We start from the raw sequence: 21,594 nt of genomic DNA, 5'->3' as shown, positions 1-21,594 counted from the left end.
ACTATAATTTTATGCCAACACAGGACGTACGCGATAATACTGCATACACGCAAATTGCAGCGCATTAGTTAGCAATATCATAATAAACATTAATATATGCGAAGTACTTTGCACTGGCATGGCTAGCTCTGCAAACAAACCACAGATACCTGCTATAAATTGCAAACTAAAATAGCGCGCACTAAGGTTACTAATATTCCCTGTTCGCAGTGTTTTATAGGTTTGTGGCATAACCCGTACTGAACTCATAATTAAGCCCACATAAGTTAAGCCATTTAGCACAGTGGCAGTATCTAGGTTAGGGTTTAACAGCAACAAAAAAGGTAATAACGAAAAGCTAAGCATGCCAAGTAACTGCAGCTTCTGACGTTTAGCGGCATTATAACGTGCAAAAAAGTATAAAATTAAACCACTTAATAAACCTGTCGCAAAAAACGGCAAGGCAATATAAAAACGAGCAAAATAAAGATTGTAGCTAATAAAGTACACACTTTGCGCTAAACCAAATGTCATCATTAGCAGTGATACACCCGATACACTGCGGTTTTTAATAATTTTATTAAGTAACGGTAAAAAACTAAAAACCAAAATAAACACTGATAAAATAGGCAAATAATACGCCAAAGCAAACCTCGCTCGTTACATTGTTGTTAATAAAAAGGAAGAAATAAAACATTTTTTAAACATTTGTTTTTAAAGGCTTTATTTTTGTGCGCGCATTGTAGAGCTGGCTAGGTTTTATACAAGCTTCACACCTACTTTAGTTTCCTCCTGTGGCAACTTGAGTATACAAAAACCGTTGCTATAACTTCACAGTCTCACTATTTTATAATTGCAACACAAATGATAACTGTTATCATGCGCATATCTAAAAATTAACATGCAAGCTTAAGTAATGAGAAAAACACTGTTTAAAGTTCATAGTTGGTTGGCGCTAATTGCCATTATTCCGTTAATTGTTATTAGCATTACCGGCAGTGTTTTAGTGTTTAAAAGTGAAATTGATGGCTTACTGATGCCTGACAAACACTTTGTGGTACAGCAGCAAGCTGCTCGCTTACCTATGGACTCATTAATAGATAAAGCCGAAGCAGCCTTTCCTGAGTATGTAGTAGGAAGTTGGGAGCTTTTTAATAACACCACCGCCGACCGGCTTTATTTGGTTAAGCGTGACACTGACGATTGGTATAAGTTGCATTTAGACCAATACACCGGAGAGGTTTTATCAGAACCAGTAAGCACAACTCATTATTTTACCGACTGGTTTTTAGAACTCCATTACACCTTTTTACTTAACGACTTAAAAAGCTTACCTGGGCAAACAGGTACCGTATTAGGATTCTTTTTTGCTTTATTTTTATTAACTCTGGGCATTACAGGCTTAATTATTTACCGTAAATTTTGGCAGCGACTATTTAGCGTACGCTGGCGCGCAACTTTACAAATAGTACTTAGCGACATTCATAAAATGACTGGAGTATTAGGCTCACCTATCCTTATCGTTTTAGCGATTACCGGTGGTTATTTTAATGGTGCAGTGTGGTATCACGAAGTAATAGAACACGCAGAAGAAGAGCACTACACTATTACAAATAAATTATATAGTGACGACATCTCTTTTGAGCGGATTCTTAATGATAGCAAGCTGCAAATACCCACTTTTAATACAACTTTTTTAGTTTTTCCACGAGAGCCCGATGAAAATATTACTCTTTATGGCGAAGTAAATACCAGTAATCCACTTACCAGTGAATACGCCAATACCATAACTTACAATAAGCAAACAGGTGAACACATGGCTAACTGGGATATTCGAGAGGCTGATGCTGGTTGGCAAGTAATAGACAGTTTTAGAAAACTACACTTTGGTTATTTTGCTGGGCTTATCAGTAAAATACTATGGTGTATTGTTGGCCTTAGCCCTGTATGGCTCGCTGGTACAGGCTTTTATTTATGGCTTACCCGCCGTAAACGTAAAAAGCATTCACAAAGAAATCGTCATAATAAACAACGCACAATAACCGCTTGATTAAAAAGCCACCTCAATGTAAAAACCACATTGAGGTGGCTTATGATGTTAAAAAAAGCGCTCAGTATTGCTTTTATTTTTAGTTGAGTGTGGCAAAACCGAAACTCAGCAGCTTTAGAAACAGGTAAGGCTTTAAAAGCTATTTAACCATTCATTGTTTAACAAGCTCGACACTCCCTCTAAACAAAGTCTTTTCGAGCTTCCTGATGATGAAAATGAAAACGTATATTAAACAACTTTAGAGGTAAGATAACTAACATTAAATATAAGAGTTACTACCCTCATAAACAGCCACCTTAAAAAACAGCTATAAAATAAAGAAGCGCTGTCCTTAATCCTCGCACATCCAAAAAAAAGTGATTGCGAGCCTCTTAGAGTCTAAATCACTTCCAAAGTACTCTGATGCACTGTGAACAATATTACCTTTAAATACAATTAAACGATTAAACTTATTCTCAATATCTATATCTTTATACCATGCACTATACGGAAGACTAGTTACATTTAGAGCATCAACAAGGTTTGCAAATGGAGGGTCTACAATATTCCCTCCAGCAGCTTCATTTGCATACTTTAAACGATAAAAAGATGTGCCCGCTGAAGCTATTGGGTTGGGGTTTAAATATAAAACAGCTGCGTACCTACATAAATAACGATTATCTACGTGTGGTCTAGAGGCCCCTTCTTCAGCTCCAACCAAAATTGCAGTATTGGTATCAACTACCACTTTATTGGAATCGGCAACCCAAAGTTTATTTTTTTTAATAACTGACTTAACGTATTTCTCTATTTTTTTTAGCTGTTTATGATTTAAAGCATTTGGTGTACGCATTCCTGGCCAAAGCTCTTTAGTATATGGTTTTCCATATTTCCACACTTCCTTTTCTAAACACGAAGAACGGATAGCCATTGCTTCTTCATGTTTAAAAAAATCATCAGCAACCCAGTAGTTACTACCAAGTTCAGGTTTTTCATATCTCAATCCTGGCGAATCTGAAGGAATACTTGGTAGAGCGACACCTTCGGGTACTTTCAAATATTTAAATGACATGGCAAGAATACTTTTTTTATTAGAATAACAAATAATATAACATTTACCTTATAGGCGTTTAAAGCGAATAGTAAAAGCTTAACCACGCGCGCATTTCATCTTCAAAGCTGTCGCCTTCAACACGCGACAGTCCAGCATTAAAGGTTAAATCGTTTACGCCCGCAGGCCCCATTCCGAAGCTAAAATCACCTTGATATTTTAAGCCATAACTTTGTGCATAAACGCTGTTATCTAATTGATGTTGCTTATAGTAAAACCAGGGCATGCCTTCTTTAAAGCTAATGCCACCGCCATAACCTTGATAGCGCTCTGCAGTTGCACTGTAATAAGGCAGTTCAGCAGCAAGCACAAACTCGCTACTTTGTTGCTGATTAATCAGGTTAGAGCTAAACCCACCTAAAGCTAAATCACTATCGTCTCGCTGTTTTTGTTCAAAGCTCACAAACATGGGAATATTAAATGCTTTACCAAATACTTTTGTTGCCAAGTCATAACCTTGCCAATGACTATTGTGATTCCGCCCATCATAAATACTGGCATAAATACTCTGGCCTATGGCAAATGATTGGCGGTCATGTTGCCATTGCTGAGCAATACTCAATCGTGTCCAATTTTTATGGCTATTTTTATAATCTGTATAGTTATAAGCAAGCTCTGGGGTTAACTGAAGCTGGCCAAATTTCAATGGATGGCTTATTGCAACAAAACCACCTCGGGCGTCAATATCAGCGTTTAAGCTAGGTTGATATTGATGTGATGTACCCAAATTATAATCAAATAGCGCAAGCTTAAACTTTGTATTTAACGCATTGTATTTTGCTTGTACAAAGCCTCCATGTAATGCACCGTCATGCAAATCAATGTTATAACCCGCTTGTAAATCAAGTTGCTTTAATAAGTCGCTACTTTTTATACCTACGCTTAGCAAACTGGTTGACGCTGAATAATACTGTGATCCCAAGGCAAACGTCGCTTGCTGATCAAGTACTGCGTAATCGCTTTGCTCTGCTGTCTCATCGGTATATATTTTTGCCGGTGGCAGAGTATGCTTATTTACCATCAACAATGGAGCTTCACTGTTTACAGCGAGATCCGTCACGGCTGTGTGGTTTTTTGTTGTTAGCGTTTTTACATCAGGGCCATCGGCATTAATAGAGAAATAAAGTAGTGAGCCATCTTCAGCCTCAATCGGGTATGCGAGCGCTTCTTGCCCGTTAGTTAAGCGGGTGAGGGTGTTATTTTTTATATGATAATTATAAATATCAGTCTTATTATTTAAGCCAGCAACAAAATAGATAGATTCCCCATTTTGACTAAAGCTCGGCTGGCTTAAATATTGATACCCATTAGGCATTGGGACTGACTGCCTAGTATCACCGCTCAAATCTTGTATATACAATTGCCAATTTTCGTTTAATGACGCTGATAAATAAGCTAATTTTGTTTCATCGGGGCTTAGGGTCGGGTAATCGTACGTCGTTTTTAAGCTCTTGGTAAAAAGTGGCGTGATTGCTTGTGTATTAAGATCGACTTTTACTAATTCAGAATACCCAGCTCTTATTTGCTCACCGTAAAGTGTTTCACCATTGCGGGTAACACTAAAACGACGAATACCAGCCAGTTCAGTGAGTTGTTCGACGTTGCCAGTATCTATGTTATAGCTAAAAATGTCAGACACTTTGTTATAAGTCCCCGACTCCTCACTACTGTAGGCATTAAAATAAAGAGTGTTATTGCCTACCCACTGCGGATTGGCAATACCTGCGCGATTTATTTGATTTAATATTTGTTTTTGTTCGCGCTTAAATACACTTGGCGCAGTATCAGGAATATCCTTAGCATCATCTTCAAGTAATTGCTTTTGTGCTTTAGTAAATTGCTGTTGCGCTTTAGTGTTGTCTTCAGTACTATAAATTATGAGCTTAGTATTACTTTTTTTATCACGCTCCACTATGGCAATTTTGCTGCCATCATCTGAAAGAACGGGGTTGCTAGCGTATAAATCAAGCTTTAACCAAAGCTTGCTATTAAGTGGTGACTCGGTTTGCTCTTGTTGCATTGCTTTATAAGTGTACTCAGCAATAAATCGACGATATAGCTTGGCAGCGCTTTGCCCAAATACACCAGAAAATGCATCATCAAAATCTCGAGACTTAACCGCTCGCATACGAACCCATACGTTATCGACCAACTGCTCTGAGTAATTTTGCTCTAGCCAGTATAAAAACCGACTTCCCATTAAATACGCCATGGAGCCCGCCATAAAGCCTTCATCACTATTTAGTTGCCCATAGGTCGGAAGCGCTCCTTGCTGAGCAAACTCCCTGAGTATTGCCTCAGAATAGTTATCAAAGAGTCGCCCTCGCCCTGTCATTTTAGACTCAATTAAGGTGGCGTATCCTTCAGCTACCCAGCGCGGTGTGTCACCATAGGTTAAATCGTAAAGATCCCATACCCCTCTAATTTTTTGTTGCCACTCGCTGCGAGTCGGCTGCGCTAAATGAACTAAGTGAATGTACTCGTGCAGCACTAGTAATTGCTGCCAGCCCGATGAGTTTGAGATTACTGTGTCCGATTGTGGTGGCGTAGTAAAAAGCGCCATAACAGGATTATTAGAGGTTGGTAAGGCAAAGCCATTAGCTGCATTTAAAGGATCAAATACCACCACATCGACGATTTTATCAAGGGCACGGTTTTGTTGCTCAAGCACTTTTGTACGGACAATCTCCAGCTCCACCGCGGTCGATTTAGCAAAATCAGTATGTTCACTGCTAAAGTGAACATTAAAATGCTCAGTATGAATGGTTTGCCAATTGGCTGCGAAGCTTGGTGCAGCCAGTAATAAGGCTGATGCAATGAGTGACTTTTTCACAATAATCCCTTAAATAGTACTTTTAATAATGCTTAGAGTATTATTAAAAGGGAAAAACGGGCAGTAAAAAAGTGTAATAAAGCATGTGCAAATGTGTATTTACACCTGCTTTATTATTTAACCTGAACTTTAGTTATTTTCAACAAGGGAAGTTACATCCAACTACGGGAGTCTGACTCAGCCTGCATAAGTGTAAAATCTATAATGAAATCAGCATCTTGCTGTTTTAAATATGGGACATACGCACCGCCTGCAGCAAGTTGTATATACAGGCTTTTTAAGCCAGAGCGACGCATAAAAAAGGTGCTCACACTGCGAGCGCTTTGTGCTTTGTACAGCTCAAATACTCGGTAATGCACGCCAATCATACCTTTGCGCACCACCATATAAAAACGCCCATCTTGTTGATGAAGGTAATACCCATAACGTTTATAAGATAAAAACACTAACGCGGCTAATACCAAAAATAATGCTAATGAAATTAATACATGAAGTTGCATAAAGCTAACTAAAAACCCAGAAGCAACGCTCGGTAGCAAGGCATAAAACACCATATTTTTATATAGCAACGCCCTTTCTACTGCTTTGAATGCCAACTTTTTACTGTTAAACCACGGATAAATCCACTGACACACATTATCAACTTGCTCCTGCGTGAGCACAGGTAACACTAAGGTTTGTTTATTCTTTTTCGCCATATTTGCAGCACCGCCGCTGCTGGCTTGCAAACATTCCACTGTAAAGCGCTTTAATAGCCTGGCAACTAGGTTTTGCTTAATAACTATAGATTGTACTTTATCTAAACTAATTGACAGTTGATGGCGCTCTAACAGCCCTGCAATACGTTTAAATTTATTATTTTTAAAGTAAAGCTGATAGTTATAAAAGCGAATGAGCGACATAGTCACCGATAAAAACACCGCAATAAATACCAACACAATAATTAAAGTAATAACCGCAAATACCGCTGCATTAGCCATCATACCGAGCTCTTGCTGATAAAAACCCTCTATTTTTGTTATAAACTGCTGCTCTAAAAAATCGATAGCCACATTCATAAAGGGAGCAATGGCCGCAAGCGCTAAAATTGCCATGTTCGACATTAAACCAAACTTAGCTATTTCTTTATTTGAAATGAATAAACTATTTTCATTCTGATTTTCAGCATGAGGCTGCGCTGTATTAGCCTCCTCGGTTGATGGTTGCTGCTGCGCTTTATAGTCAAATACCTGTTTGCGCATTTGCTTGGCATAATCACTGGTTACTCCAGGCAATACAGCTTCTTGGGCAACACTGCCGGCAGCATCAAAAATGCAATTAACTAAGCCTACTGGAGTAAAATAAAAGGGTTCTGCTATGTTTACATTTTGCACCCGAGAAAACTTTAAGGTGAGTCGCTCTTTTTTAAATACGCCTTTATTTAGTAAAATTTCATGCTCGTCAGTAATACAAAAACGAAAACTGCGGTAATACAAAAAACAATAGACGAGCAATGAAGTCAGAGCAATCGTGAGCCCAACTTGCCCCCAAAATAGTTTATTTTCTACTTGGGTAACAAAAACCACCAACACGGGCAGTAAATTAAATAAGCCATCTTTGATAAACCGCACACTAAAATGCATCACAAAATAAGCCAGTGCCCAGGGCGACACTTTTTGCCAATTAAGTGAAGATGACGTTATTTGTGTAGCATCAACACTCACTGGCAGTAGCCTCGCTTGTGGTTTCATCGTGGCGATAGCTTTGTACAAATTGACGAATATTTTTGCACTTTTCGTGGGTCAGGCCGCTAATTTGTAAATCAGCACTCATCCCCCCTGCGCTGTAAAGCCGTAAACTGGCTAAACCTAGTTTTCGCTCTATTGGCCCACGATGTATTTCAATATGCTGCACACGCGCTAACGGTAAAATAGTGACCTGTTGCCAAATAATACCCTTTTTAAACGCTATATCGTGGGTACGTAATGCACTGCCTTGTAATTTAATACTGAACACGCTGTATAACATACAAAGTAAAATTAATAGCGGAACAGCAACCAATAAGTAACCTTGCGCCATGGCTGCAAAATCTGTATTCAAATAACAAACAGCCGCTAGCACTAAGCAAAAAGGGATAAAAAATAACAACCAATTCAACTGTGCATGCAATAATGCTTTATCGGCAAGCGGTTCAAACACTATGCTTTTATGTTGCGGTAGGTCGGTTATTTGTTGATTCGTAAACACGCTTCGCTCCATTGGACGTATTGGCTTTAACCAAGCCACTTTATTGTTGTTACTAAGGTATGACTTTGCTTTGGCTCAAGCGTAACCGCATCTTCAAGTACATTCGCAGCCTCTAGGCATAACATGCTTTTATAATCATCATCGGCAAAATTTGATAGCCGCTTTGATTTTTCAATCCATGGGTTCCATAACACGCACGAGCGCGAGTTTTCTCTGCTAACACTGATCATCCCTTGGGGAGTATCAATTGTTTGAACTGCTGCGGCTTGGGTATAAACCATATCGGTTTCACGGGAAAAGTCGACCACACCATGCTGCTGATGAGGCCCTTGACCAAACTCTATATATTGTGCTCCTTGTAGGCCTGTCACACGAGTATTTTTGATATCTCGTGTTGGAAAGTAAGTATGCAGCGCTTGTGTATAGCTAAATGATACATTGCCTAAATTACAGGTGGTTAAACGCACCTCTAATTGCTCTGATAAGATAAACTCAACCCGTAATGACGACTGATGCGGCCAAAAAGTAGAATCTACCTGCTTCATTGGTAATTTAAGGCTCACAGTAACCTCGCTGTCGGTTTCATGCACTTCATCGGCTTGCCATACATGCGTACGGGCAAAGCCATGCGCGGGGAAGTCCGAATTTTCATGTTGCCCAAACCAAGGCCAGCAAATAGGAATGCCACCACGAATACTTTTCCCTTCGCTAAAGGTTTCATCCCCAGACACCCATAATAATGGTAATTTGTCTTTGGGTGTAAACTCAGTTATTTGCCCACCTTGTAAAAATATTTTCGCCTCACATTGGCGACTATTAATACTAATAAATTCTAAACCGCTATGTGTACGCTCAATACATACTGAGGGTGATAATTGCATTTTATTTCCTTTAACACTGAGACTATTTTAATACTTAACCTGAGTTCAGGTTACTTGTACACAAACAATAATGCATGCTTAAAGCATAAGCTACATAGAATAGTTATTTAAATTGAGTTAGTTACTATATTTTTATGCCACATCAATGGCTAAATTACGACTAAAGTTTTACATCCGTGGCTTGCGTATCGCTTTTAACCTACGTAAGGTGCGCAACCTTAGCAAACAGAATGTTATGAACGTTTAATAAATTAAAGATAATAAATACTATTTTAATTACTGCTCAAATTAATAAAAACTAATAACAGCGGGCTGAAATAACATATATCATTTGAATTCAATTTATTTGATGTGTAACATTTCATGATTACGGCAAATGATTCGCCTTCCATGAGACAAGCAAATGCAAAAATATGACGAATTACTAGTTTCTTTACGTAAGGTGATCCGTGCGATTGACTTACATTCAAAGCAACTTAATAAAACAGCGGGTTTAACAGGGCCACAACTGCTTATCATGCAGGAAGTGTCTCAAACTGATGGTATTACCGCCAGCCGTATTGCGCAAAACGTTAACTTAAGCCCAGCAACGGTTACTAATATTCTTGACCGAATCGAAAGTAAAAACTTAGTAACACGTGTTCGCAGTCAAATGGATAAGCGCCGAGTCAGCTTATACCTTACCGAACAAGGTAAAGAACTACTCGAAAAAGCACCACAGCCATTACAAGAGCATTTTATCGAAAAATTTTCAGCACTTGCTGAATGGGAACAGAGTTTACTCCTTTCATCAATGCAGCGTATTGCCGCAATGATGGATGCAGATAAGCTAGACGCCTCCCCGCTTTTAGAAGTAGGCGCACTGTTTCAAACCCCTAAAGAATAAAACGCAGTATAAAAACAATAAACTAAATTAGCCTGCCATTTTCCCCTTTTTCCACACTAAGAGGTGCATTTTTGCGCCTTTATTTTTTTAATCACAATCAAAACGGCTATTATGACTAAACTCTCAAAACTAACACTCGCCTTAATTTTAGGTGGTGTTGCTAGTAATTCTTATGCATCAAATCTTCAACCTCTCCAAAGCCAATTAACGCAGTTAAAGCAACAAGTAGAAAAGCTTGAAAGCAAACTCACTGAAAAAAAAGCTCAGCAACTAACTGATGAAGCTGCAAAGCCTGAACAGCAATCATCAGGAATAAAGATAGGGGGTGCCATTCGCGCTAACTACGGCATTAACTCTTACGATGATGACAATGAAGATCGCGGTGGCGACTTTGATTTTGATATTTTCCGTTTAAATGTCTCTGGTGAAATTAATGATATTTCAGTAAATGGTGAAGTACGCTTTTACGATTACATGACAGTAGTGAAATACGCTTACTTAGGGTATGAATTTATTGATGGCTGGGAAGGTCAAGCTGGTATAACCGCCGTACCGTTTGGTAATGGCCCTTACAATTCTCACAGCTACTTTTTTAGCACTAACTACTATGTTGGCCTAGAAGATGACTTTGATTTAGGGGTAGTTGCTAAGCGTAAGCTTAAAGACAACTGGACACTTGATCTTGGCTTTTTTAAAAATGATGAACTTGGCGGAGTTGATGGCTCAGCATCAGATAAAAACCACCGTTACTCTTACGATATTATTGGCATTCGCCCTGCAGATGAAGGTACCTATGCAGAGCCTGCAAAGCAACTTGGTGAATACAACACCTTTGCCGGTCGCGCCACTTATCAACTTAAGCACAGTAAAAATATAACCACAGATTTAGGTGTATCGTTACTCAGCGGCGGACTACATGATGGTGAAGACCGCGCAGGTAATTACAGTGCGTGGGCTGTTCATTTAAACAGCAACATTAATAACTGGAACATTCAATTTCAACACGGCGAATACGACTACGACTTAGATGATGGCAGCAACCGCTTTGCAGTGGGTGCCTACAATTACTTCGATAGCGTGTCGAGCCAAGCTACAATGACCAACTTTAATGTTGCCTACGACTACGCACTAGAATGGGGTCTAGTTACCAACCTACAGTTTTATAACGACTATGGGATCATCTACAACAAATCAGATAATAGCGCCAATACTTGGATGAATGTAACCGGTATGACCATTACTGCTGGGGGGTTCTTTAGTTATGTTGATTTTGTACAAGCCCGTAATCAACCCTTTATTGGCGGTACCATTATTGGTGATGGCGATACCGAGCGCCGGTTTAATATTAATTTAGGCTATTACTTTTAACTCTCTCCTCAGCCCAGTAGCCATACTGGGCTGAACTTAAATCAAATAGCTGCTTTAAAAAACACAAACACAAATGAAAACGATTGCCATTTGCATTGATTGACGTTAGTATCCACCCCCTTTTTAGAAACCTTAAATTGGTGCGCCTTGGAACGCTATTACGCTGAAGTATTAAGTTATATTTCTCGCTCGATTGGATGCAAAGATAAAGCGCAAAACATCGTTCAAGAAGCATACACACGCTTATTAAGCTACCGTAAACGCAACCCTGAGCATGACACATCCCAGCAACGGGCTTTATTTTTCAAAACGGCTAAACACATCGTTATTGATAACTATCGCCGTAATTACGCCGTTACAGACCCTGTTGAGCAAGAGTTAATCGCACCTAGCGATTATGAACCCGAAGCAAAGCTGGCAAGCCAACAACAACTCAGTCTGCTTTATAGGTGTATTGAGCAATTACCTCAAAAAACTAAACAAGCCTTTGTACTATATAAATTTAAAAACCTAACGTACCAACAAGTTGCAGATCAGATGGGGATTTCTGTCAGTATGGTTGAAAAACATTTAGCCATCGCTATGCTGGCATGTCGCAATACAATAAAAAAATAACCACGGGAATATAAGCAATGGACCGTCAGCAAACACAATTGCAACTGCAAGCAAATACCTGGCTTGAAAAACAAAAAGTTGGATTAACTGCATCACAAAAACAGGCTTTTATTCAATGGCTCAATACCAGTAAAGCGCATCAAACCGCTTACCAAGAAAGTGTGCAGATTGAACGGCTATTAACGCAATTTAGTGAACATGAAATTGAACAACTCAATACACCAAAACCTAAAAGATTTTTATCTACATGGGCTATAGCAGCATGTGCTGCCTGTTTAATGCTCACTATTACCGGGTATCAGTTGTGGCCAAATGAAGTATCGCCCACCCAGTATACTGCTCATTATAAATCAAACCGAGGTGAACAATTTGATATTGCTCTACCCGATGGTTCCCAGCTAAGCGTAGATGCTAAAACACAAATTTCACTCGACTTTAACCCTAACTCACGTAAAAACAAACTCGTTCAAGGGCGTGTATTTTTTAATGTGGCCAGTGACTTACAGCGTCCTTTTATTGTTAGCACTGATGATACAAAAATCACCGTACTGGGCACTCGCTTCAGCGTTGATAAAAAAAAGCATAGCACGCGTATCAGCGTCGAACATGGAAGGGTAAAGATACAAAACAACCACCACCTAATTGAGTTAGTACAAGGACAGCACGTTGTATTTAACGAGCTTGGAATGGATGTGCAAACAATAGACCCTACACTTGTTGATGCATGGCGTAGTGGCCGATTAGTTTTTAGTAACGCACCGCTTGTGGAAGTATGTGCTGAATTTAACCGTTATCATGACACAGAGTTTACGTTCTCCGATGATCGAGTTGCTGCGCTAAAAGTATCTGGGACATTTTCAGCTGTTCAACTTGATAACTTTCTAAACCTATTACCACACGTGCTCCCTGTTGAAATTAAAAGCGAAAATAATCAAGTTATTATAAGTAAGGCGGACAATTCTTAAAAATAAATAATCTTTTTATTGAGGGATTCTCATTATCATTCGTTTTCATATAAACAACTTTGCTTTATATGGAACAATTGCAATGAATACAATAACTCGTTACGGTATTAAACTATCTCCCATCGCCTTAGCTTTAGGGGTTGCTGTTAGCTTTCCCACAACAGCTCAAAGTACCTCCACTATAGTAACGTTTAATATTGCTCAACAACCTTTGAGTACTTCACTTAATTTGCTCGCTGAGCAAGCAAATATGAATCTCATTGCAGATGCATCTTTATTGCGAGAGCTAAAAGCACCAGCAATTTATGGACAAAAAACACTAATAGGCGCTTTAACATTTACATTAGAAGAAACTGGCCTCAGTGCAAAAATTGTCAATAACAGCATTATTATCCAGAAAAATGGTGCTATAAAAGAAACAAAACAACAAAATAAGCGTGATTTGCACAATAAAAAAGCGAATAAGCATGCCCATAAAGATATCCCTGAAAACATCGAAGTCATTGTTGTAAGTGGCAACAAAATTCAATTAGACCGCCACCAGCTCGAACGCAGTAAAGGCAGTTCAAATTCAGATATTTTCTCAACGTTTACCGGCATCGACGCAAATAATTTACGTAACGAAGCTGGCGCACTCGATATTGGTATTCGTGGTGTTCAAGGTGAAGGTCGAGTGCCTATTTTTATTGATGGGAGCTTGCAGTCCACCCACACAAACCGTGGCTACATGGGCACCTCAGATAGAACCTACATCGACTCAGATTTTATTAGTACTGTTGCCGTTGAAAAGGGTACAACAGCAAAAAGTGGCGCATTTAGTGCTGGCGCAATTGGCGGAACAGTTAATATCAGAACACTCAACACCACTGATATTCTGACAAAGGATCAAAGCGTTGGCGCGTTGATTAAACTTAAAACGTATAACAATAATCACACACCTACAGTCTCCGATAACCCATGGCAGCAACAGTACTATCAGGTGAGTAACCACAATAGCACTAGTGACTTTGATAATGGCGGTATTTTACTCGCAGGTGCATTTAAAACGGATCAATTAAATGCTGTGCTTGCCTATAGTGATAAAAAAACAGGTAACTATTTTGCTGGTAAACACGGCTTTGAAAACTTTGTTGAAACGTATGATTGGGGCCAAGTATTACCCCCTGTTAATCAACACGGTGAAGTAGTCAATACCAGCTTTGAAAGCGAATCCTACCTTGCAAAAGTACAATATGCTTTTAACGATGAACATGACATTGAATTAAATACTCGCCATCACCAGCAACAAGCGGGTGAAATGTTGGCTTCATACTGGTTCAAGCAACGCGAAGGGGATTTTTGGATACTCCCTGATGGTGAATATGGCACAATACCCGCTAACATAGAAACCATGCCACAATGGCAGCCTGGTACAGCGCTGGTTAATAGCGCAAGCTTGCTTTATCGCTTTCTACCCACGAATAATCCATTAGTCGATTTGAAGATCAACGCATGGACAACCAACGCAAAGTTACAACAGTATAACGCCTTGGCCAGTAATTTAGGCCCTAATGCACTGCAATACTTTCACGAATACAGCAACCAACGCCACGGTGTCGGAATTTATAACAGCGCTGCTTTTACTGTTTCTTCAATCCCCACAGTATTAATGTATGGCGCTTCTTGGCAAAACGAGGTACTAAAACCTAAAGCAGGAGCACTGGAGTATTTTTACACAGATAAAACCACCTCTCGTGACGGCAAACAAACTGTTCGCAGTGTGTTTGTAAATGGCCAGTTTGATTTCGATCCCATTGAGTTAACCTTGAACCTAAACCATCATGATTCTAGTACGCATGACCATCAAGGGGAGCATGCAATAAAGTTTTCGCCAAAAACAGATTTTACAGCACTGCTTCATTACAATGTATTTGATAACACCACGCTAAAAGCAAAGTACAGCAAAGCGTATCGAATGCCGAATATCTACGAGACGACTATTTCAAATGAAGTATTTACCTACTCGTCTGATTACCCTGTTATACCTGAAAACAGCAACACCTTTGAGTTAGGTATCGAAAGCCATTTTAGTAATGCGTTAATTAAAGGGGATCGTCTAACGCTATCCGCTAGCTATTTCGACACTCGTATTGAACACATGTTAGCAACCGCACAATTGCCAAATAAAGATCCGGATGCTGAACCATGGCAAACTACAAAATATACATTCACCAATTACGATAGCTTTGAGTTACCAGGTATTGAGCTTAATCTAAATTACCAAAGTGATTTATTTTACAGCACAGTTTCATATACCAATTACACCAATATAAAAATCTGTTCTGCCTTAATTAGTAATATTGAGCAAGTTGATCGCTGTAACGGTCAAGGTTTTTCAGGCAGTTTAACGCCCCTTCGTATTCCTCCTAAACGAAGCCTTGTTGTTGGCTTTGGGAGCACCTTCATTGATGATCAACTGGACATCGGCTTCACTTATAAAGGGCATTCTGATAAACAGCACCCTGCAGGATTTTTAAGCGGTACTGGTGCCAAGGCAGTTAGTAAAATTCCAGCAAGTTATCAACTCGATTTTTACGCGAACTATAAGTTTAACGATATGTTCAGCGGATTTACCACAATCACTAACCTCACAGATAGATACATAGTGTCATCCGGTTCAATTGTTGCCATGCCAGAGCCAGGCAGAACTGTAACTTTGGGGCTAGAGATAAAGCTATAGCTAATTAGGGCTATTCACTTAGCCCACTTTTACTTAAACCGTCATAACTAGGAGTCAACATGACTAGCACCACTTTAGCCCCCTCTCGTGCATTACAATTAAAAGCCAGTACAGCTGACGTACATGACAACATAGATAAAAGCATTATGGATAAAGACCCATTTGCAAACACTGAAAACTATATCCAGTTTTTAACGTTACAATATTATTTTTTAAATGATGTGTCTACGCTTTATGACCACAGCGAATTAAATATGGTCATTGAAAATTTAGCAGCGCGCCGACGTTTAAATATGCTTGAGCAAGACTTTCAAGATCTTGAATACCCAGTGCCTGCATCAGCGTTCACTTCATTAATTAGCAACGAGACTGACTTAGCAACAGCGCTGGGCTGGCTTTATGTAGTAGAAGGGTCAAAAGTTGGCGCTGCAATGCTAGGCAAACAAGCGCAAGCTAGACTACTGTTAACAAAAAAGTATGGTGCCCGTTATTTATCAGGCCCTGGTGCAGGTCGTGGCAGTGACTGGCGTCATCTAGTACAATTAATTGATAGTATTGAGCTAAATGACACACAAGAGCGAGCATTGATCAATGGTGCACGCCAAGCGTTTACTCGATTCCAACTTTTTCAGGCGCATGTCTATTCATGAATTTAAAGGTCGCTTTAGTCGCATATAAGAATGCGGGATACCAACTATTAGGGTTAGCGTTAGTTGGTTTGGGGATTATTGGCATTTTATTACCTGTTATGCCCACCACTATTTTCTTTATTTTGGCATTAGCATGTTTTACACGTTCATCGCCAAAGCTTGCGACTTGGTTACTCGAACACCCTCGTTATGGCGCGACTTTGCGCCATTGGCACAGCCACAAGGTCGTGCCACTAAAAGCTAAATGGTTTGCGGGCATAGGTATGCTAATAGGCTTTATATTTTTATTATACAGCAGCTCTCCTTCTTGGGTTATTGTCCTAGTTGCTGTTGTTGAAGTGCTGGTTTTGACTTACTTAATTTCTAAGCCCTCAACTCCACCTAAAAACTAATGCGTTCGATATAAGCAAAATAAAGTGTAAAGTTTGGTAAATAAATTTGTAACAGCTAATGCAAATCATTATCATCCGTACAAATTAATTAAATCTGCACCTTTTATGCCCTTTGTTAATAAACGCGCTTTATATAGTACGAGTCGTGCTTTACATATCTATATTTCTACCGCTTTGTTTTTTTTACTTATTCTATTTTGTGTAAGCGGCATAGTGCTAAATCATGTTGACTGGTTAAAAAACGATAAAAACAACGGCCAAATTACCGCAGCAATTCCAGCTGAACTACTTGTAAAAGCACAAACAGAATTAAACACTCTACCTACTATTTATCCTCAAATAGAAGCTTACCTAGCCAAGCAATATGGGCTGAATAAAGTAAAAAGCATTGAATGGGAAAAGCAAGATTCATTGGTCATGCTCGACTATCCATTACCAGCAGGCTACGCCTACGCAGAATTTGATTTTATTAGTGGCGAATTGTTACTCGATTATCAAACTGGGGGGTTTTTAAGTGTAATTGGCGACCTACATAAAGGTCGTTACAGCGGTGAAGTATGGAGCTGGGTTATTGATATATCAGCAGTGCTGATGATCCTATTTGCCATCACCGGCATGATTATTTTATTTCAAAATAGAAAAAAACGCTTAGCAGGAATATGGATAACCGCATTAGGTGTAGCAACACCTATTGTTATTTACCTGTGTTGGGTACCACAAATAAAAGGAGTGTCTTAATGTTTAAAATTAAACCATGGCTAAGCATCACGCTGTTAGTCGCCGCGCTATTTCAAATTAATGCTCATGCACAATCGCCAAGGTTAGAAGTTGAATTAACCCTCGCCGATTTAAACGTGCAACCTTACCACCGACCTTATGTTGCTGTATGGCTGGAAACACCAGAGCGCAAACACGTAACAACGCTTGCACTATGGGTTCAAAAAGCAGAATGGTTTAAAGATCTACGCCAATGGTGGCGCAAAGCCGGTAAAGGTAATGCTCAGTTTGATGGTGTCAGCGGCGCAACCAAGCGTGCCGGCACATATACAATTAGTTGGGATGGCAACGATCTAAACGGTAACCCTGTAACGCCCGGTAAATACCTACTTAATATTGAAGTTGTGCGCGAAGAAGGTGGCCGTGATTACAGCCGCATTGAGCTTGATTTAACCCAATCACAGAAAATAACTATTGAAGGTAAAAACGAATTTGCGACCAGCTTTGTCACTGTAAGCGCTAGGTAGCCCTACTTATCATTCAAATTTAAAGGAAAAATAATGAACGTTAATTTATCAAAAATTGCATTAATAGGCGCACTGAGTTTATCGGCGCTTGTATCAACAGCGGCAAGCGCACATGCCCGTTGGTTACTACCTTCGCACACTTCGCTTTCTGGCGATAAAGCGCATTACGTTATGATTGACGCAAGTATTTCTAACGAAATTTTTGCACCTGATAAAGCATTTCGTCCAAGCACAAAAGGCGCAGAGTACGACGATACTCTGCTTATGGCACTTGCCCCAAATGGCGAGCAAGTTACCGATACCATTCGTGCCTATTACCTAAAACGCAAAAGCTCTGCTGCAGTAAAACTTCAGCAACAAGGCACTTATCATATTGCGATGACGCAAAAACCTATGTACATGACATTTTACAAAAATGCAGCAGGTGAGCGAAGCCGCGTATTCGCTAAAAAAGATGATGCCAACTTACCTAAAGACGCCAGCGATATCACCACAATTAAAACCATCTCTACTGTTGATACCTTTGTTAGCCATAATGGCACGTCTAAACCGGCACTATTAGGTCAAGGCCTAGAGCTAAGCGGCCCAACCCATCCAAACGATCTATTTGTTGGTGAGCAAGCACGCTTTCAACTACTAAGCGATGGCAAGCCGGTTGGCGAAGGGATTGAAATAAGTATTTTAAAAGGTGATACACGTTACCGTAATAGCCGTGGTGAGATTAAAGTAACCACAGATAAAGACGGTTTTTTTGCCACTACTTGGCAACACCCTGGTTTATACCTAATTGAAACGTCTCAAAAAGTAACAGTTAATGAAGCTGGCGTAGACGTAGGTCGCTATGCACTATTTACAACCCTTGAAGTAGCACCTGAGTAATTATTAAATATTATTTATTAGGCCAAGCAAATAGTTTGGCCTTTTTTTATCACTTAGTCTGCCATTTTCTCTGCATAAATCGGCATATTCTTAATATTTTTCACTTTTCGCTCTATCCTCATTTTAGCCTAGTATTAGGATCACTTCTTTTTATAAAAATAGTTGAATAACATAGTCAATTTAGATCTTTGCGGTGCACTAGCCGCTTCTATATGATGCGCACTTTTCAAAATCTTCAAGGCACGCTTAATGACTTTTCAGCATTTATCAGCTAATAAAAAATTAGCACTTAGCTTGGCTATTACCACCGCACTTAGCGCCTCTTTTTCAGTTGCGAATGCGGCTGAGCAAACTAACCAAGTGGAAGAGAATATCGAAGTAATTTCAGTAACAGGCACGCGCCGCAGCTTACGAAGTATTGCGCAAAGTACCGTGCCTGTGGATATTATTAGCAACGACGATATGGCAAGCACAGGTCAACTTGAAATTAGCCAAGTGCTTGCTAACCAAGTACCAAGCTTTAACTACCCAAGTGCCACACTGTCTGATGGTACCGATCATGCTCGCCCAGCGGTTTTAAGAGGCCTTGCACCTGATCACACTCTAGTGCTTATTAATGGTAAACGTCGCCACTCTGGTGCGTTATTAAACTTAGGCGGTACGGTTGGTCGCGGCTCTACCGCGGTTGATTTAAACATGATCCCCACCTCTGCAATTAAGCGTGTTGAGGTACTACGTGATGGGGCAGCAGCACAATATGGTTCTGACGCCATTGCGGGTGTAATCAATATTGTCTTAAAAGATGCAACCGAAGGCGGTAGTGTTAGCGTAACTTATGGCCAATACGACAGCCAAATGGCCGGTGTACCACAACTAAATAGCACTTATGCTGATGAAAACGGTAACCTTGCTTTTAATTTAGGCGACGATCGTCAGGTTAACGACGGCAATACCCGCACAATTAGCGCAAACTCTGGTTTTTCACTGGCAGACAATGGTTTTTTAAACGTTTCGATTGAATACCGTGATAACGACTCAACTCAACGCTCTGGTTTTGATCCGCGTGAACAATACAACCGCCTAGATGATGGCAGCCTAGACCCACGCGAATTTACAATCAACCGCTATAATCATCGTTTTGGTAAAGCTGAGCTTGAAGATTACGCGTTGTTTTATAACATGGGATACGACTTAGATAACGGCTTTAATGTTTATTCGTTTGGTAGCTATTCTGAGCGTGAAGGTAACTCGGGCGGATTTTACCGCCGCGCAAAAGACAGCCGCAATGTTTTAGAGCTATACCCCAATGGCTTTTTGCCACAAATTGCTACAGACGTAAAAGATTACTCGCTGGCATTTGGTTTACAAAGCGAGAGTGGCGATTGGGCATGGGATGTAAGTACTAACTATGGTCGAAATGACTTTGGTTTAGGGGTTGTAAATAGCCTAAATACTTCGCTAGGTACTAATAGCCAAACTGAGTTTGATAACGGCGCCATGGTTTACGATCAATTTTTAGTTAACTTTGATGCAAATACCACCGTTGATTTTGGCCTACCTGATGATGTGTTTTTCACTATTGGTGCTGAGTATCGCCGTGAAAGCTATAAAATAGAGCAAGGTGAAGAAGCTTCTTATATTACTGCACTTGATAACAACGGCAACCCAATTGCTGCTGGCGGCGCGCAAGTGCTTCCTGGTTTTGGACCACAAAGCGCAACTAACGAAAGCCGTCATAACGTTGCCGTATTTGCTGAATTTGACACTTATTTAACTGATAAGTGGAATGTAGTTTTAGCCAGTCGTTATGAAGATTACAGCGATTTTGGTAACACATTTACTTCAAAATTAGCCACGCGTTACAGTATTACCGACAACCTATCATTACGTGGTGCTGCCAGTACTGGGTTTCGTGCGCCGTCACTTGCACAAAGCTCGTACCGTCAAATATCGACTATTCTTGAAAATAACCAGCCTTTTGAAGTTGGCCTGTTTCCAAGCTCAGCCCCTGCAGCGCAAGCATTAGGTGCAAAACAGCTTGATGCCGAAGACTCGGTTAATGTTACCGCTGGATTTGTTTATACCCAAGGTAACTTTAGTTTAACGGTTGATGCGTACCGCATTGATATTGATGACCGGATCGTACTCTCTGAAAACTTAAGCGGTAACGCTGTGCAGCAAATTCTAGCCAATGCGGGCGAGCTAAATACCGAAAGTGTGCGTTACTTTACTAACGCCATAGATTCGCGCACGCAAGGTGTTGATATTGTGGCAACGTACACGCTTGATTTAAATACATTGGGTGATCTGCGCTTAAACGCAGCAGCAAACATTAATGACACCGAAGTGACTCATGTTGATGCAAACCCAAGCGAGCTAAGTTCTTTAGGTGATGACTACGTGGTATTTGCCCGTCGTGAAGTCGGTCGTTTTGAGCAAGGCACACCCGATAACAAGCTAAACCTATCAGCCGTTTGGAGCTTTAACCAATGGCAAACAACCTTGCGTGCAACTCGCTATGGGGAAGTGGCAGATATTTCAACTACCAGCGATGGTGATGAATATTTAGATGCCAAATGGATCACTGATTTAGAAGTTGCTTATCGCCCTAATGATGCGTGGAAGTTTGCAGTAGGTGCAAATAACCTATTTGATCAGTATCCACAAGCAACGGTAGATAACATTGGCTACTCTAATTTTGGACAAATATTTCCATACACGCCTTATACACCCTACAGTTTAGATGGGCGCTTTTTATACGGTAACATTACTTATAGCTTTTAAGTAAACATCAATTAAAAATAGAGTAATTACAAA

At 40.0% G+C, this 21,594-nt stretch carries 18 protein-coding genes; 12 read left to right on the top strand and 6 right to left on the bottom strand.

What is annotated here, in order from left to right:
• Positions 1-9 precede the first annotated feature (9 nt).
• Positions 10-624 (bottom strand): PQ-loop domain-containing transporter, encoded by a 615-nt coding sequence (locus CWB75_RS12335; protein ID WP_010392228.1) that lies wholly within the window; start codon positions 622-624, stop codon positions 10-12.
• Between the two features lie 271 nt (positions 625-895).
• Between CWB75_RS12335 and CWB75_RS12330 the strand changes: the two genes are divergently transcribed.
• The gene (locus CWB75_RS12330; RefSeq protein WP_138570799.1) at positions 896-2,029 is read left to right on the top strand and encodes a PepSY-associated TM helix domain-containing protein; all 1,134 of its coding nucleotides are present in this window, start codon (positions 896-898) and stop codon (positions 2,027-2,029) included.
• Positions 2,030-2,360: 331 nt separating this feature from the next.
• On the opposite strand, the gene CWB75_RS12325 is transcribed toward CWB75_RS12330, so the two are convergent.
• The 5 genes from CWB75_RS12325 to CWB75_RS12305 all read right to left on the bottom strand — a co-directional run bounded on the left by CWB75_RS12325 (position 2,361) and on the right by CWB75_RS12305 (position 9,059).
• Positions 2,361-3,080, bottom strand: coding sequence for a DUF6445 family protein (locus CWB75_RS12325; protein WP_138570798.1), 720 nt, complete (start codon positions 3,078-3,080; stop codon positions 2,361-2,363).
• Positions 3,081-3,138: 58 nt separating this feature from the next.
• Complete coding sequence (locus CWB75_RS12320) at positions 3,139-5,952, bottom strand: TolB family protein (RefSeq protein WP_138570797.1); 2,814 nt, start codon at positions 5,950-5,952, stop codon at positions 3,139-3,141.
• Between the two features lie 152 nt (positions 5,953-6,104).
• Positions 6,105-7,682 (bottom strand): PH domain-containing protein, encoded by a 1,578-nt coding sequence (locus CWB75_RS12315; RefSeq protein WP_502704783.1) that lies wholly within the window; start codon positions 7,680-7,682, stop codon positions 6,105-6,107.
• A complete protein-coding gene (locus CWB75_RS12310) occupies positions 7,645-8,190 on the bottom strand; it encodes a PH domain-containing protein (RefSeq protein ID WP_138570809.1) in 546 nt (181 codons plus the stop codon). Before CWB75_RS12310 ends, CWB75_RS12315 begins: the two co-directional genes overlap by 38 nt.
• Positions 8,191-8,204: 14 nt before the next feature.
• Positions 8,205-9,059, bottom strand: coding sequence for a D-hexose-6-phosphate mutarotase (locus CWB75_RS12305; RefSeq protein WP_138570796.1), 855 nt, complete (start codon positions 9,057-9,059; stop codon positions 8,205-8,207).
• 403 nt (positions 9,060-9,462) lie between these two features.
• Here CWB75_RS12305 and CWB75_RS12300 point away from each other — a divergent pair, with 403 nt between their 5' ends.
• The 11 genes from CWB75_RS12300 (at position 9,463) to CWB75_RS12250 (ending at position 21,561) form a co-directional block, all read left to right on the top strand.
• Positions 9,463-9,945: a MarR family winged helix-turn-helix transcriptional regulator gene (locus CWB75_RS12300; protein WP_008112832.1), complete on the top strand. Its 483-nt coding sequence runs from the start codon at positions 9,463-9,465 to the stop codon at positions 9,943-9,945.
• Positions 9,946-10,056: 111 nt separating this feature from the next.
• Positions 10,057-11,313 (top strand): porin, encoded by a 1,257-nt coding sequence (locus CWB75_RS12295; protein WP_138570795.1) that lies wholly within the window; start codon positions 10,057-10,059, stop codon positions 11,311-11,313.
• Positions 11,314-11,460: 147 nt separating this feature from the next.
• On the top strand, positions 11,461-11,928 hold the full coding sequence (locus tag CWB75_RS12290) for an RNA polymerase sigma factor (protein WP_054202714.1): 468 nt from the start codon (positions 11,461-11,463) through the stop codon (positions 11,926-11,928).
• A gap of 17 nt (positions 11,929-11,945) precedes the next feature.
• The gene (locus CWB75_RS12285) at positions 11,946-12,893 is read left to right on the top strand and encodes a FecR family protein (protein ID WP_138570794.1); all 948 of its coding nucleotides are present in this window, start codon (positions 11,946-11,948) and stop codon (positions 12,891-12,893) included.
• Positions 12,894-12,975: 82 nt separating this feature from the next.
• A complete protein-coding gene (locus CWB75_RS12280) occupies positions 12,976-15,612 on the top strand; it encodes a TonB-dependent receptor domain-containing protein (RefSeq protein ID WP_138570793.1) in 2,637 nt (878 codons plus the stop codon).
• 59 nt (positions 15,613-15,671) lie between these two features.
• The gene (locus tag CWB75_RS12275; RefSeq protein WP_138570792.1) at positions 15,672-16,262 is read left to right on the top strand and encodes a biliverdin-producing heme oxygenase; all 591 of its coding nucleotides are present in this window, start codon (positions 15,672-15,674) and stop codon (positions 16,260-16,262) included.
• Positions 16,259-16,654, top strand: a complete 396-nt coding sequence (locus tag CWB75_RS12270) for a YbaN family protein (protein WP_054202718.1) — start codon at positions 16,259-16,261, stop codon at positions 16,652-16,654. Before CWB75_RS12275 ends, CWB75_RS12270 begins: the two co-directional genes overlap by 4 nt.
• Before the next feature lie 105 nt (positions 16,655-16,759).
• A complete protein-coding gene (locus tag CWB75_RS12265; RefSeq protein ID WP_041709754.1) occupies positions 16,760-17,392 on the top strand; it encodes a PepSY-associated TM helix domain-containing protein in 633 nt (210 codons plus the stop codon).
• Positions 17,392-17,898, top strand: coding sequence for a DUF2271 domain-containing protein (locus CWB75_RS12260; protein WP_138570791.1), 507 nt, complete (start codon positions 17,392-17,394; stop codon positions 17,896-17,898). The genes CWB75_RS12265 and CWB75_RS12260 overlap by 1 nt, the downstream gene beginning before the upstream one ends.
• A 33-nt stretch (positions 17,899-17,931) precedes the next feature.
• The gene (locus CWB75_RS12255) at positions 17,932-18,777 is read left to right on the top strand and encodes a DUF4198 domain-containing protein (protein WP_138570790.1); all 846 of its coding nucleotides are present in this window, start codon (positions 17,932-17,934) and stop codon (positions 18,775-18,777) included.
• A gap of 249 nt (positions 18,778-19,026) precedes the next feature.
• The gene (locus CWB75_RS12250) at positions 19,027-21,561 is read left to right on the top strand and encodes a TonB-dependent receptor plug domain-containing protein (RefSeq protein ID WP_138570789.1); all 2,535 of its coding nucleotides are present in this window, start codon (positions 19,027-19,029) and stop codon (positions 21,559-21,561) included.
• Positions 21,562-21,594: the final 33 nt, after the last annotated feature.

Source organism: Pseudoalteromonas sp. S1608 (assembly GCF_005887265.1).
Taxonomy (GTDB): Bacteria; Pseudomonadota; Gammaproteobacteria; order Enterobacterales; family Alteromonadaceae; genus Pseudoalteromonas; species Pseudoalteromonas undina.
This window is presented reverse-complemented; position numbering and strand designations above follow the sequence as displayed.